Source organism: Staphylococcus sp. HMSC067F07 (assembly GCF_001837405.1).
Classification (GTDB): domain Bacteria; phylum Bacillota; class Bacilli; order Staphylococcales; family Staphylococcaceae; genus Staphylococcus; species Staphylococcus capitis.
On record NZ_KV832237.1, the window covers coordinates 456725 to 471633 of the forward strand.

Annotated in this window: 12 protein-coding genes; 3 read left to right on the forward strand and 9 right to left on the reverse strand. The window is 32.3% G+C overall.

What is annotated here, in order from left to right; all coding sequences use genetic code 11:
• Window positions 1–135: 135 nt before the first annotated feature.
• The 4 genes from HMPREF2706_RS09105 to HMPREF2706_RS09120 form a co-directional block, all read right to left on the reverse strand.
• Window positions 136–936 carry a TerC family protein gene (locus HMPREF2706_RS09105; RefSeq protein WP_002432975.1) on the reverse strand — a complete coding sequence of 267 codons (801 nt, stop codon included), beginning with the start codon at window positions 934–936 and terminating at the stop codon, window positions 136–138.
• 317 nt (window positions 937–1253) lie between these two features.
• Window positions 1254–2816 (reverse strand): peptide chain release factor 3, encoded by a 1563-nt coding sequence (locus HMPREF2706_RS09110; RefSeq protein WP_002433266.1) that lies wholly within the window; start codon window positions 2814–2816, stop codon window positions 1254–1256.
• Window positions 2817–2830: 14 nt separating this feature from the next.
• Window positions 2831–3070, reverse strand: a complete 240-nt coding sequence (locus tag HMPREF2706_RS09115; protein ID WP_030065122.1) for a YueH family protein — start codon at window positions 3068–3070, stop codon at window positions 2831–2833.
• Entirely contained in the window at window positions 3060–4544 is a 1485-nt protein-coding gene (locus HMPREF2706_RS09120; protein WP_023350574.1) for a UDP-N-acetylmuramoyl-L-alanyl-D-glutamate--L-lysine ligase, read from the reverse strand. The genes HMPREF2706_RS09115 and HMPREF2706_RS09120 overlap by 11 nt, the downstream gene beginning before the upstream one ends.
• A 538-nt stretch (window positions 4545–5082) precedes the next feature.
• Between HMPREF2706_RS09120 and HMPREF2706_RS09125 the strand changes: the two genes are divergently transcribed.
• Complete coding sequence (locus tag HMPREF2706_RS09125) at window positions 5083–6258, forward strand: diglucosyl diacylglycerol synthase (protein ID WP_030065118.1); 1176 nt, start codon at window positions 5083–5085, stop codon at window positions 6256–6258.
• Window positions 6236–7426, forward strand: coding sequence for a lipoteichoic acid biosynthesis MFS flippase LtaA (gene ltaA, locus HMPREF2706_RS09130; RefSeq protein ID WP_023350575.1), 1191 nt, complete (start codon window positions 6236–6238; stop codon window positions 7424–7426). Before HMPREF2706_RS09125 ends, ltaA begins: the two co-directional genes overlap by 23 nt.
• A gap of 151 nt (window positions 7427–7577) precedes the next feature.
• On the opposite strand, the gene HMPREF2706_RS09135 is transcribed toward ltaA, so the two are convergent.
• Complete coding sequence (locus HMPREF2706_RS09135; protein WP_023350576.1) at window positions 7578–8087, reverse strand: YjcG family protein; 510 nt, start codon at window positions 8085–8087, stop codon at window positions 7578–7580.
• Between the two features lie 158 nt (window positions 8088–8245).
• The gene (locus HMPREF2706_RS09140; protein ID WP_070862332.1) at window positions 8246–8992 is read right to left on the reverse strand and encodes an esterase family protein; all 747 of its coding nucleotides are present in this window, start codon (window positions 8990–8992) and stop codon (window positions 8246–8248) included.
• 264 nt (window positions 8993–9256) lie between these two features.
• Here HMPREF2706_RS09140 and cozEa point away from each other — a divergent pair, with 264 nt between their 5' ends.
• Window positions 9257–10348: a lipoteichoic acid biosynthesis protein CozEa gene (cozEa, locus tag HMPREF2706_RS09145; protein ID WP_049426925.1), complete on the forward strand. Its 1092-nt coding sequence runs from the start codon at window positions 9257–9259 to the stop codon at window positions 10346–10348.
• A gap of 181 nt (window positions 10349–10529) precedes the next feature.
• On the opposite strand, the gene fabI is transcribed toward cozEa, so the two are convergent.
• The 3 genes from fabI to mgtE form a co-directional block, all read right to left on the reverse strand.
• Complete coding sequence (gene fabI, locus HMPREF2706_RS09150; RefSeq protein WP_049426923.1) at window positions 10530–11300, reverse strand: enoyl-ACP reductase FabI; 771 nt, start codon at window positions 11298–11300, stop codon at window positions 10530–10532.
• Between the two features lie 354 nt (window positions 11301–11654).
• Complete coding sequence (locus HMPREF2706_RS09155; protein WP_049426921.1) at window positions 11655–13499, reverse strand: monovalent cation:proton antiporter family protein; 1845 nt, start codon at window positions 13497–13499, stop codon at window positions 11655–11657.
• Window positions 13500–13507: 8 nt separating this feature from the next.
• Window positions 13508–14893, reverse strand: coding sequence for a magnesium transporter (gene mgtE, locus HMPREF2706_RS09160; protein ID WP_023350579.1), 1386 nt, complete (start codon window positions 14891–14893; stop codon window positions 13508–13510).
• Window positions 14894–14909: the final 16 nt, after the last annotated feature.

Below are 14909 nucleotides of genomic sequence, written 5' to 3' on the forward strand. Positions count from 1 at the left end.
ATACAGTATTATCGAGTTTGATTATAGTTTAAATTTTAATATTTTAACTATAAAACTGCAATGTTCAATATAACAAAGTTAAAAATAAACTCCACTCAAAAGGTTAGATGAGTGGAGCAATGTTTAAATAATAAACTATTTATTCTTCTTTTTATTTTTAATGACAGAAGTAAACCATCCTATAATCACTAGTAAAATTAGCACTGCCCAGAAAATGGATTGCCATAAAGCACCATGAGGGAATTCTTCTGGTAAAACGCCAATATCAGGATGCGCAAGAACCATTACAACTAATTTAATACCAACCCAACCAACGATGGCAAAGGCTGCTCCCTCTAAACCTGGATATTTATTTAATAATTCAACGAACCAATTTGCAGCAAATCTCATAAGAATGACACCAATCATGCCACCTAAGAACATTACTATAAATTGACCTAAGTCCATTCCACCGAAGTGAATCCCCATCTTAGGTAATGTCACTGCTATAGCTAAAGCAGCTAACATTGAATCAATAGCAAAGGCAATATCTGCAAATTCTACTTTGAAAACTGTGCCCCAAAATGCTTTAGGCCCAACTTTCTTTTCATTTCCTGAATCATCATAGTGATGATCATCACCTGAGTCTTTATGATGCTCTTCTTCTGATTTATGGAAGAAATCCCACAAATTCTTGATAGACATATAGATTAAATAGATTGCACCTGCAGCTTGAATCCACCAGAAATTCGCAATAATACTAATTAAGAATAAGGCTATAAATCTAAATATAAATGCTCCTAATAAACCATAAAACAATGCCTTCTTACGTTGTTCTGGTGGTAAGTGTTTTACCATTACAGCCATAACTATTGCGTTATCAGCTGCTAATAAACCTTCTAAGAACACAAGCACTAAGAGTACCCATAAATAAGGTAAAATCAAACTTGGATCCATAGTGGACAACTCCTTTATTAAAAAATACAAATAAAGAGACCTATGCTAAATAATAGCAAAGGTCTCACTAAGCAATTGTATTGCCCACTTTACCGGAAGACTTACCTTCGTAATGACGATAAAGTGTTAAATAGTAGTTGCTAATAATTAAAGTTCTACTATCCTCTAGTTACTCCCCTCTGACAAAGTCGTCATAGGTATTCATTTGTTAATAATAGTATACATAGATTGTACAAGTAACACAATCTAAATCGTATCTACTTCGTTTAATATGTTCTTAAAGAATACCCCGTTGTCAATAAAGTTAAACTCAAAACTTATAATAAACTATATAACTTAATATCAGGGAATTTCTCTTCAAACCAACGAGTAGCAAATTCATTTTCAAATAAGAAGACAAAGTTGTCATAGCGGTCTTTCACTAATATAGAACGTGAAGTGTTCATATTATCTTTAATATCTTCTTCATTTTCTATCCATCGCGCGATTTTTCTTCCGACTGGTTCCATTACTACATCAACATTGTATTCATTCTTCATACGGTGCTCGAACACTTCAAATTGTAATTGACCTACAGCACCAAGAATAATTTGATTGGTGTGTAGCGTTTTATAATATTGGATTGCACCTTCTTGTACAAGTTGTTCAATACCTTTATGGAAATGTTTTTGTTTCATCACGTTTTTAGCTGAAACTTTCATAAAGATTTCAGGCGTAAATTGAGGTAAATCTTGGAAACTATATTTTTGCTTAGCACCGACAAGTGTGTCCCCTATTTGATAATTACCTGTATCGTATAAACCAATAATATCACCAGCTACAGCGTGGTTAACAGTTTCTTTATCATCCGCCATGAATGAAGTAGAACGTGTTATTTTTTGTTTCTTACTTGTTCTCTGTAATGTTACATCCATACCACGTTCAAAGGCACCACTTACAACACGCATAAACGCAATTCGGTCTCTGTGTTTAGGATCCATATTCGCTTGTATTTTGAAAATAAATCCTGAGAAGTCTGTATCAAATGGACTTACTTCAACATCTTCATTTGTTTGACGAGCGTTAGGCATCGGTGCGTGGTCAACATAAGCGTTTAAGAAGTTTTGAACACCAAAGTTAGCTAAAGCTGAACCAAAGAAAACTGGTGTGAGCTCACCGTTTAGTAACGCATCATTATCAAATTCTTCGCCCGCTTCTTCCACAAGCATCATTTCTTCAATAGCTTGTTCAAAGGCACTATCATTTTTAATATCATGATCTTCTTCTAATTCGTAATCATCATTGAGATGTAATAGATTTTCTTCATCTCTAAATGGCTCAATAGTTTTAGTCGCTCTATCTATAATACCGAAGAAATTTTGACCCATACCCACAGGCCAGTTCATTGGATACGTTTCAATATTTAATGTTTCTTCAATTTCATCTAACAATTCAAATGGTTCTTTACCAACTCGGTCAAGTTTATTGATGAACGTAAATATAGGAATACCTCTCATTTTACATACTTTGAAAAGTTTTAAAGTTTGAGGTTCAATACCTTTTGCGCAGTCAATGACCATGACAGCACTATCTACTGCCATAAGAGTACGGTACGTATCTTCAGAGAAGTCTTCGTGTCCTGGTGTATCTAAAATGTTAATTTTATAATCATCATAATCAAATTGCATAACTGAACTAGTTACAGAAATACCACGTTCTTGTTCTACTTTCATCCAGTCACTTGTAGCGAATTTCCCTGTTTTCTTACCTTTAACAGTACCAGCTTCTCTAATCGCTCCACTGAAGTATAATAATTTTTCAGTTAAGGTAGTTTTACCAGCATCCGGATGCGAGATGATGGCAAATGTTTTTCTTGACTCTACTTCTTCCTTTAAATTCATTCATCATTCTCCTTTTAGTTTGTTGCTATCCAATCACAAATGTCACGTGCGAGTGCATCGGCTTCATTTTCAGTATAAAAATTAAAAAATTGCATTAATAATTCATCATGTAAATCATTAACAGTTAAGTCGAGGGGCAGTTCTACAGACCAAAATAAGTCAGGAATCGCTATCAACATAACGCCTCTATCGCTATTTTGATAGAAATAAATATTTATTATTAGTTCATTATACTGAAGTTGCTTAATCTTCAACAGGTCCACCGCCGAATTTCTTATAAGCAGCTTCTAATCCAATTAAATCATCTCTATGAGGAACTTTCACATGGCCAGGCATAATTTGATAAGGTTCTCTTCCTTTAGATGCTAATACTACTGTATCTCCAGGTTCAGCAACATCTATTGCATGTTTAATGCCTTCAGCGCGATCATCAAATTCGACATAATTATCATGAGTTGCACCTTTAGCTAACTCAGCTGTAAGCATTTTAGGATCGTCATTTGCAGGATTATCAGGAGTAAAGATAACATAATCTGCACGACATGCTACGCTACCCATCTCAGGTGTTTTAGTCATGTCTCTTTCTCCAGCCATACCAACTAAGAAAATCAATTTCTGTTTAACAAAAGGTTTCACAGCGTCAATCAATTTATTCATACCATCTGCTGTATGAGCGTAATCAATAATTAAATCAATTGGTAATGAAGGATCGAGTACCTCTAATCGTCCTTCTACGGGTTCAAGAGAAGTTACCGCATTAATAATTTCTTCCATAGAAGCGCCTTTACTCCAAACTGCAATGATAGCAGCCATAATATTAGAGATATTGAATCGACCTACATATGGTGATTTAACTCGATAATCTCCAAATGGTGTACTTAAATCAAACTCCACACCCTGTAACGATTCATTAATATTCTTAGCCATAAATTGAGCTTCGTTATCTATGCCATATGTAAACACTTCATAAGGTGTCACACTTGCTAAATAATGAGAGAAATCATCGTCATTATTAAGTACGACGTATTTTTCTTTAGCTAAATCTTCACCAAGTTGGCTAAATAATAATGATTTCGCGTGGCCGTATGCTTCCATAGTGCCGTGAAAATCTAAGTGATCTTGTGTTAGATTTGAGAAAATCGCAACATCAAATTCTACACCTCTTAACCGACCAAGTGATAAACCATGACTCGATACTTCCATTGTCATAGCTTCGGCATCAGCATCAACTGCTTCTTTAATCTTTTTAGTTAATGAAACTGTTTCAGGCGTTGTGTTGGCACCTTTAGTCTTTGTTTCATTGATTTGGAATCCATTGGTACCTAAATAGGCACTATTTTTATTTAATTTTCTATAAATGAGATGAATCATTGTTGCAATTGATGTTTTTCCGTTAGTCCCCGTGACACCATATGTAGTCAACTGATGACTTGGAAAATCAAATAACGTATGTGCTAGTAAACTAGCTACTCTTAATGTATCTGGAACAACAACTTGAGTCACTTCCCCATCAAGTTCAAGTTCCCTGTTTACCACTACAATACTACAACCTTGTTCAATTACATTTTGACAAAATTTATGACTATCTACCGTATATCCTTTAGATGCTACGAAAATACTTCCTTCTTTAGCTGTACGTGAATCAGTAGTAATATCATCTACATTTTTATCTAGTGTTCCAATTACATTTTTTACTCTTATTTTCTCGAACAACGCACTCGCATTCAAAATGTATCGCTCCTTTTTTTACAATAATTCTATTATACACATTTTACTAGTGTTGATAAATTTATTCTTATTTATTGAGGTTCGTTATTAAAATAAAGTCCTTCTATATTTAATAGGAGGTAAAAATTTAATTAAAAATATTCTTCATTGTAAAATTAAGTCAATTTTTATTAAGCTTAAGTAAAAATATCTTAAAAATATTTCTATAGCCCCAATCATCCCAATACATTTCCCTTAATTAATGCTAGTATGAAAGTAGATTAAGAAAATATAAAGTTTTTAATAAGTTTATTTTGTGTTAGTACGAAGTTTAGATTGAGTAATTAAAAATTTATTTTGAAGATGAGTGTGGTATAATGCATAAATAAAAATTTAAATTACTTAGTTTACATAGTTAATTCATGAATTTGAAATGTGTTGCACACTGTATTTATCATGCTAAGAAGCGACAACTTCATGTCGCTTAATTCCTTTTATAATGTATGAAAATACGTTACACTTATTATAAATTTTAAAAATTAATGGAGGGTGGCTATAAATGGTTACTCAAAATAAAAAGATATTGATTATTACTGGATCATTTGGTAACGGTCATATGCAAGTCACACAAAGTATTGTCAACCAATTGAATGAAATGAATTTAGATCATTTATCAGTAATACAACATGATTTATTTATGGAAGCTCACCCAATTATGACTTCTATTTGTAAAAAATGGTATATCAATAGCTTTAAATATTTTAGAAATATGTATAAACGTTTTTATTATAGCCGCCCTAACGAGCTTGATAAATGTTTTTATAAATATTACGGATTAAATAAATTAATCAACTTACTCATAAAAGAAAAACCAGATTTAATACTTTTAACATTCCCTACACCTGTCATGTCAGTACTTACTGAGCAATTTAATATTAATATTCCAATTGCAACTGTTATGACAGATTATCGCATGCATAAAAATTGGATTACCCCAGATTCTCAAAGATATTACGTTGCTACAGAGGATACTAAAGATGATTTCGTTGAAGCAGGCGTGCCAGCTTCTCATATAAAAGTAACTGGAATCCCTATTGCTGATAAGTTTGAAGACTCCATTGATAAAGAAGCTTGGTTGTCTAAGCATCATTTAGATCCAAACAAACCAACTATCTTAATGTCAGCAGGTGCATTTGGAGTTTCTAAAGGTTTCGATTATATGATTAATGAAATCTTAGAAAAAAGTCCTCACTCTCAAATAGTGATGATATGCGGACGTAGTAAAGAACTGAAACGCTCTTTAAAAGCAAAATTCAAACATAATCCAAACGTTTTAATTTTGGGTTATACCGACTATATGAATGAATGGATGGCTTCAAGTCAATTGATGATTACTAAACCAGGTGGAATTACAATTTCTGAAGGACTCACTCGTTGCATTCCAATGATTTTCTTAAATCCAGCACCTGGTCAAGAACTTGAAAATGCTCATTATTTCGAAGATAAAGGGTTCGGTAAAATTGCTGACACACCAAATGAAGCCATCGATATCGTATCTCATTTAACAAATCATGAAGACAGACTAGAAGCTATGACTAATCAAATGCGATTATCAAAAGTAAGTTATTCTACTCAGAAGCTATGTAGAGATTTATTAGATTTAATTGGTCACTCATCTCAACCAGAAGAAATCTACGGAAAGGTTCCTTTATATGCAAGATTCTTCGTTAAATAATTACTCCAATAACAAAAATTTTGTTATTATGTTAGTTATTTTATTCTTAATGGAATTTGCACGAGGCATGTACATACTTAGCTATATTAACTTCTTGCCAACAGTGACGTCGATTGCAATCGCAATTACTTCATTTGCATTTTCTATACATTTTATAGCTGATGCAGCAACAAATTTTGTTATCGGATTTTTACTTAAGAAATTTGGTGCAAAGATTGTTTTAACTGCAGGCTTTTTACTCGCATTTGTAAGTTTGTTTCTAGTCATCTGGTTCCCAGCATCACCATTCGTAATCATATTTAGTTCTATTATGCTAGGAATAGCCGTTAGTCCGATATGGGTCATCATGTTATCAAGTGTTGAAGAGAATAATCGTGGTAAGCAAATGGGGTATGTATACTTCTCATGGTTACTAGGTTTATTAGTCGGCATGGTCGTAATGAACTTGTTAATCAAAGTACACCCTACTCACTTTGCTTTCATGATGTCTCTCGTAGTTCTTATCGCATGGGTATTATATTATTTTGTTAATATACAATTAACGAATTATAATACGAAACCTGTCTCAGAACAGCTTAAACAAATCGTTGATGTTACAAAACGACATCTCGTATTATTTCCTGGGATATTACTACAAGGTGCAGCAATTTCAGCATTAGTGCCTATACTTCCTAAATACGCTACAAAAGTAATCAAAGTTTCTACCGTTGAATACACTATTGCAATCATTATAGGTGGTATTGGTTGTGCATTTTCAATGTTGTTCTTATCAAAGATTATTGATAATAATAGTCGTGGATTTATGTATACCATTATCTTTGGTGGTTTCATATTATATACGTTATTAATATTTGCTTTATCATTGTTAACTAATATCTACTTAGTTTGGGTAATAGGTCTCTTTATTGGATTAATGTATGGAATACTTTTACCTGCGTGGAATACTTTTATGGCTGGTCATATTAATCCTGAAGAACAAGAAGAAACTTGGGGCGTATTTAATAGTGTTCAAGGGTTTGGATCTATGATTGGACCATTAGTTGGTGGATTAATCACTCAATTTACAAATAATTTAAATAATACATTTTACTTCTCAGCTATGATTTTCCTATCTTTAGCTGTATTCTATGGTTATTACTTTATAAGTAGTAGACAAAAAAGGAAATAAAGTATTTCGAAGCCTATTGATGAATTTTCATGGATAGGCTTTTCTTTGGCTTAATGTACTTCTTTTTTCATTTGAGATAAAACATAAAAATCCGCTACAAAAAAAGGATGAATCGACACCCCTGTACAATTCATCCAATCATTTATATTAATTATCCTAACTCAAATGTTTCTACTACTGTCCATTTATCGTCTTCTTCACTATATTGTAATAAAGAAAGTTCGTTAATTGTCTCTTTATGGTCTACCCCTGCTAATTTTACTTGACCATAGATATCTTCAAATTCTTGACTTGATAAGCCTTGTGCAATTGTAAAGTGCGGAACAAATGGATGTTCAGCCTTACCATAAAACTCGTCAGTATTGAATTGATCAAAAAGTTTTTCTAAAGAATCAGTTTTAGCTACTTTGAAGTAAATAACATTAGTTGTTGGTGCAAAACTTGAAGCTTTCGTTGCATGAACATCAACTGGTTGAATGTCACTAATACGTTTTTTCACTTCTTCTTTAATAGAATCTAATTCATTATCATCAATTTCAAATTGAGATTTAATTGTTATATGAGGCATGATTTGTGCATAATGCGTATCATAGCGTTTACGATAAGCATTCACCTCTTCTTGGAATGACTTAGACGGAACTAATGCTAATCCTAGAATCATTTAAATTCCTCCTTTGTTTAACATATTTCCATTATATCAAAATTTTTTGAAAACCGTTACTTTTAAAGTGAAAACAATTACATTTCTGAAATATCTACATTTAGTAAGATTTATATTTATAGCCTTCACTAATAGAGTATAAATATTAGGGAGAACGCTTAATCTAGAATGACATCACTCAAGAAATATTCAAGAATATCTCCTAATAATGGTTTCCATGATTTCCAACTATGCCCACCCTCGAACTCAGTATAGTAATAATCAACATCATAATCTTTAATAAGGTCAGCTAATTCACGGTTAGGCGTAAGAAAATTAGCACGTTTACCATTTGTAGGTAATGTGAAGTCTTCCTCTTCTAAGCCAATTGCGTGCCACAGTGTAAGTTGATTTCTATTATCACAATTAACTACTTTTTGTTTAACATTATCGTCATACATTGGGCTTAGCATTGCTGCCTGACTAAATATAGTTGGATATGTTAGAGCAGTCATTAAAGCGATACTACCAGCCAAACTATCTCCAATTAACAATCGAGCATTACCTACTTTATAAGTTGGAAAAGTAGAATCAATAAAAGGTAATATTTCTTTACCAATTGCTTGAACTGTCAAATGTGAACGACTGCCTGATGGATGAAACTCTTCTCGTCGTTTATCAATATCTTCATAATGAAACCCGACGATAATTGCTCTTTGAATAGAATTATCCTTTCTCAACTGTTCGTATGTACGTTGAATTCTACCGAATCTTAAGAAATCTAATCCATCAAAGCATATAATAACTTGATACTTAAACAACTCAGTATATTCTTCAGGTAAATAAATGGAGAGTGTTTCATCTCTATCTAGAATGTCACTGTGTATTACTTTTTTATTTATTTTTCCAGCGTTAAACTCTGTCATATGCGTATGCCCCCTCATAGTAGTATTATCATTGTATCAAGACTTGTAACACATTTAAATTCTCTAAAATGATTTTAAGCAGAATCCTCAGTATCTTATTACTAATTTTCAAGATATGGAGAACCTTTTAAAAAAATTAAGCGAAAGCTGTTTCATAGCGCCTTTAACTATGATTTATAAAGTATTTTCCCTTTTTTAAGATATGGTTTTAAGATATACTTATTAAGAATAAATAAAAGTATTACTATAGGAGGAAAGAGGTTTATGTTAAATAAAGTTTGGTTTAGAACCGGCATATTTATTATCATGCTGCTCATACTCATCAAACTATTTATGGAAGTACATGAAGTATTTACACCTATTGCGACGATTATCGGCTCTGTATTCCTTCCATTCCTAATCAGTGGTTTTCTATTTTACATATGTTTACCTTTTCAAAATATTTTGGAAAGATGGGGATTTCCACGTTGGGCAAGTATTTTAACGATATTTATCGGGTTAATTGCAATTATAGCAATTGTGGTTTCATTTATCGCACCGATTATTATTTCGAATATTAATAATTTAATTAAACAGACACCAGCGTTACAAAAAGAAGCTGAACATATTATTAATTTCTCTTTAAAACAAATGGACAAATTACCTGATGATGTGACTCATCGTATTAATAAGGCTGTTAGATCTGTAGGTGATGGCGCAACATCAGTTTTATCTAACTCAGTCACTTACATTACATCATTCATTTCAACAGTTTTCTTATTAATCATGGTACCTTTCTTCTTAATTTATATGTTGAAAGATCATGAGAAATTTATTCCAGCTATAGGGAAATTTTTCAAAGGTGAACGAAAAGTATTCATCGTAGATTTATTAAAAGATTTAAACTTCACTTTAAAATCATATATTCAAGGTCAAGTAACAGTCAGTGTGATTCTAGGTATTATTCTTTACATCGGTTATACAATCATAGGATTACCATACACACCATTACTTGTTTTATTTGCAGGTGTGGCAAATTTAATTCCTTTCCTAGGTCCATGGCTCTCATTTACACCCGCGGCTATTCTTGGCATCATTGAAGGCCCAACAACATTTATATGGGTTTGTGTTGTTACATTAATAGCACAACAACTTGAAGGAAACGTAATTACTCCTAATGTTATGGGTAAATCATTAAGTATTCACCCACTTACAATTATTGTTGTTATCTTAGCTGCAGGAGATTTAGGTGGATTTACATTAATTCTAATAGCTGTTCCATTATATGCAGTAATTAAAACATTAGTTAGCAACATCTTTAAATATCGTCAAAGAATTATTGATAAAGCAAACAGTGACGTTAAAGATATTAAATAAACAGTTCCAACATCGCTTACTTTTTTCGAGTAAGTGATGTTTTTTATTGAAAACGTCTAAACCCACTAATGCAATATCACTAACACTTCAATTTAACAACGGCATACTTAATGTATCGTTAATAAGCAATATTAAAAAGCGATTGAGTCAATTACTCAACCGCTTCAAATATTATGCATTGTTATTTAATTGCGTGGAACCCACTGTCAACATGGATATTTTCACCAGTTACACCGCTTGATAAATCACTTAATAAGTAAGCTGCCGTTTTACCTACTTCTTCTTGATCAACGTTTCGTTTTAATGGTGCACGTTCTTCAATCTCTTTAAGGATTGTATTGAAGCCACCTACACCCTTCGCGCTTAGAGTACGAAGTGGTCCTGCAGAAATAGCATTCACACGAATATTATCTTCACCTAAATCAAGCGCTAAATATTTAACATTTGCTTCTAAGCTTGCTTTAGCAACACCCATGACGTTGTAGTTTTGAACAGCAAACTCACCACCAAGATAAGTTGTTGCAACGATACTTCCACCTTCTGGCATAAGCTTTTTAGCTTCATGCGCAACGATTGTTAAAGAATAAGAACTAATATCTTGTGCAAGTAAGAAGCCATCACGTGAAGTTTCATTGAAGCGTCCTCTTAAGTCTTCCATATTAGCAAACGCAATTGAATGATAAACGCCGTCAATATTTCCTACTTCTTCACCAATTTTAGCGAAACCATTAATAACATCTTCATCACTTTGTACGTCAATTTGATATAAATAATGTTCAGATTGATTTAATTGTTCTAATAATTTTTCTAATTCTTTACGGCTACGATCTTTACGATATGTAAATACTAACTTTGCACCTAATTTGTCTAATACCTTAGCTACACCAAATCCGATACTACGTTTGTTTGCAATACCCATGATGACATATGTTTTGTTCTCTAAATTTAACATTACAGTATAACTCCTTAATAAAAATCAATTCTTTTTTCAACGGTTATAAAATTGTTTCTTAAATAACCCTTCTACCATAATTAGTTTAACACTTTTAGTACCTGATAATAAAGTATTTTAGACCTTGATTAATGTTCAGACAATGTGGTTTATTCTATGATAAACAAATATAAGAATATAGAAAATTTAGAAGTTTGTAACTCAAGTTCTACACTCCTAATAGCGCAATAAATTATCGAAACTGGATTAATAATAATTAAGCCTACAATTGGATTGGTTTAAAATCCAATTATAGGCGTTAATACTAATGTTTGTTTTCTAACTTCCACCTTAAAGATATTTAAAGCTGTAGATTTAATAATAGAATTCTAATTCTTGTTTAAGTTCATCAACGTATTCTTTTGAACCAGTCACAATAAGACGATCTTTATAACGTAGTTGTGTATCACCATGAGGTACTAATGATTCATTATTACGTACTATTCGTACGAATATGATGTCGCCTCCAAATGGGAAATTACGCAGTTGTATATTTTCATAATGATGATTTAACATTTGAATTTCGTAAAGAGATGTTTCTACATTGCTTAAAAGGTTTAGCATATTTGGAGTTTCGATCAAACCTTTTAGTAAAATTTTATTACTTAGATAATTACTAAACACCTCAATGCCTTGCGCTTTAATTTCCGCGTCTTCATTAGAGCTTTCTAATCTACAAATCACACGGTCGACACCGTATTTCTTTGCCATTAATGCTACATTCCTATTAATATCATCATCATTAGTTGCGCATACTACGATGTCTTTTTCGAATAAACCTAAACGAGCTAATAAACTCTCTTCATAATCGGCAATTTCTACCATTGTAATTTCGTCAGATAATTTTCTGCTATCACTTAAATCCTTACGGTAATATAACGAAATATTATACAACTGTGATGTTAAATTTTGAGCAATCGGAATAGTTAACTGATTCTTACCAATTAAACTCACTTCAATTCGACGATTAACCTCATTGGGTATTGGGAACAACTTTTTAAAAACGATAGGCACAAATACACAAGTAATGACCGCACTTAAAATTAATATACCTGAGGTCTCAGCTGAAATCGTTTTAAGTTGTTCTGCGATTTTCGCAGCCGCTATGACTAAAGATAAAGTTGAAGTTAATAAAAATGCTGAAGCAATCGTCGTTTTAGTATCAAACCAACGTTTTATAAATAAAACTGGGATAAGCTTTGACACTACAAAAGCTATGATGAGCACTGGAATAATTAAGAGCAGAGATGGTTCTTTAATTAAAGATGGTATATTGAGATCTACACCCACCATAATAAAGAATATTGGAATAAAGAATCCATATCCAAATGAATCTAATTTTTCCACCATTTCTTCATCGGGATTTAATAATGAGACAACAACACCGGCTAGGAATGCACCTAGAATATACTCTGCACCTACACCTTCAGCAAGTGCTACTAATAAAATTATTAATGCAAAGACTGCACGAATCCCAATTTGAGTTGTGCCATCCATTAACTTTTGTAAAAATGACATGCGTTTAAATACGCCACCGAGTATGTAGAAAATAATTGTAAATACTATGAGTATTCCAGTTAACCATATCGTACTGCCTCCATGGCCATTAATAGCGCCATAAACAGTTAATAAAAGCATCGTTACAAGATCAGCTAAAACTGCAACTAAAAGTATAAATTGACCTATTGTTGTACGCATGATATTCATTTCTTTAAGTGTTGGTACGACAACGCCTAAAGAAATAGTTGATATAATGATGACCATTAATAATACATCATCTACTAAACCTAACCATTTAAAAGCGTAAGCCAAGATGATAGAAATCAACATGATAAAACCAAATACAGTTAAAGCTAAATTTAAATGACTTGGTAAATTCTTTTCTTGTTTATTCTTTCCTTGTCTAGAACGTGAATCTTTTTTAAATGCTTTAAAATCAATTTCCAATCCACTTAAAAACATTAAAAATATAAAGCCTAAAGTAGATAATATGTTTAGTACAGAATCTCTTTCCACAATATTAAGGAAAGAATGACCTATGACAATACCCATTAAGATTTCTGCCACTACCACAGGCAGAAAATTAATGTTAAGTCGGTTAACGATAATAGGAGTTAAAAATGCAGCAACAACTACGATAACTAATGATAAAAACTCCATGCGACCTCCTAAGTTAAATATGACATAAATGATGTTGCTAAACCGAAGTAAATTAACATACTTACAATATCATTTATAGTAGTAATGAAAGGACCACTTGCAACTGCTGGGTCTATTTTAAATTTATTCATGATTAATGGAATCATAGAGCCAACTAATGTTCCGACAGTCATTGCACATGTAAGGCTGCCTCCAACTATTAGTGCTAATAAAGGTTGTCTATATATAACTACAATAATTAAGAATAGTACCACTGAACAAACTAAACCAGATAAAAATCCACTTCCAGCTTCTCTTAAAGCTATTTTAAATTTACTTTGTTCATTAATTTCACCAGTAGAAATATTACGTACTGAAACGGCTAAGGATTGAGTACCTGAATTACCAGACATACCACTAATAATTGGAATAAACGCAGCTAATAAAGCGACTTGAGATAATGTATCTTCAAAACTTCCTAAAATAGTAGCAGTAATCATTCCTAAGAAAGTTAAGACAATTAGCCAAGGAAGTCGTTTACTGGCTGTTTTGATAACTGAATCACTTGTAGAGTCAATATCAGATACACCGGCTAAACGAGAGTAGTCTTCACTTGCCTCTTCATCCATTACGTCTAAAATATCATCAATAGTAATGATACCTAATAGGTGGTTCTGATAATCAACAACTGGCACTGCAATAAAATCATAATCTCTTATGACCTGAGCAACATCTTCTTGGTCATCAGCCACATTCACACTAATGACACGTTCGCTCATCACATCTTCGATATAAGAATCATTTTCAGCAGTTATCAAATCTCTTAAAGAGAAAACTCCTACCAGTTGTCCCGCTTCATTAACAGCGAAAATAACATAAATCGTTTCAGCATCAGGTGCTTGTTCTTTTACATGCATTAACGCTTCTTTCACTGGTGTTGTGGATTTTAATGAGATATATTCCGTTGTCATGATACCGCCAGCTGTATCTTCTTCGTAATGTAATAAAGCTTTTATTTCATTAGCTTCATCTTTATCCATTAATGTTAGTAAGCTAGCGACTTTAGATTTTGATAATTTATTTAAAATATCAACTGAGTTATCATAAGACATTTCCTCTAATACATGACTTGCATAATTGGCATTAATTTTATCGAAAAGTTCTTCGTAATCTTCATCATCAATATCTAATTGATCAAAGAAATTAGCAACTTCTTTAGGTGATAAGAACTCAAATATTTTTTGTCTATTATTATCATCCGTGTCTTCAAAGTATTCACTTTGATCGTAATTATGCATTGCTAAAAATTCATCTCTAAATTGGTCGATGTCATTTCCATCTAATAATCTATTTAATAATTCTTCATCATATACGTCTTCGCGCACTTTATCTTTAATCTCTGTGTCGTTAGACAATATTCACACCTCCAAA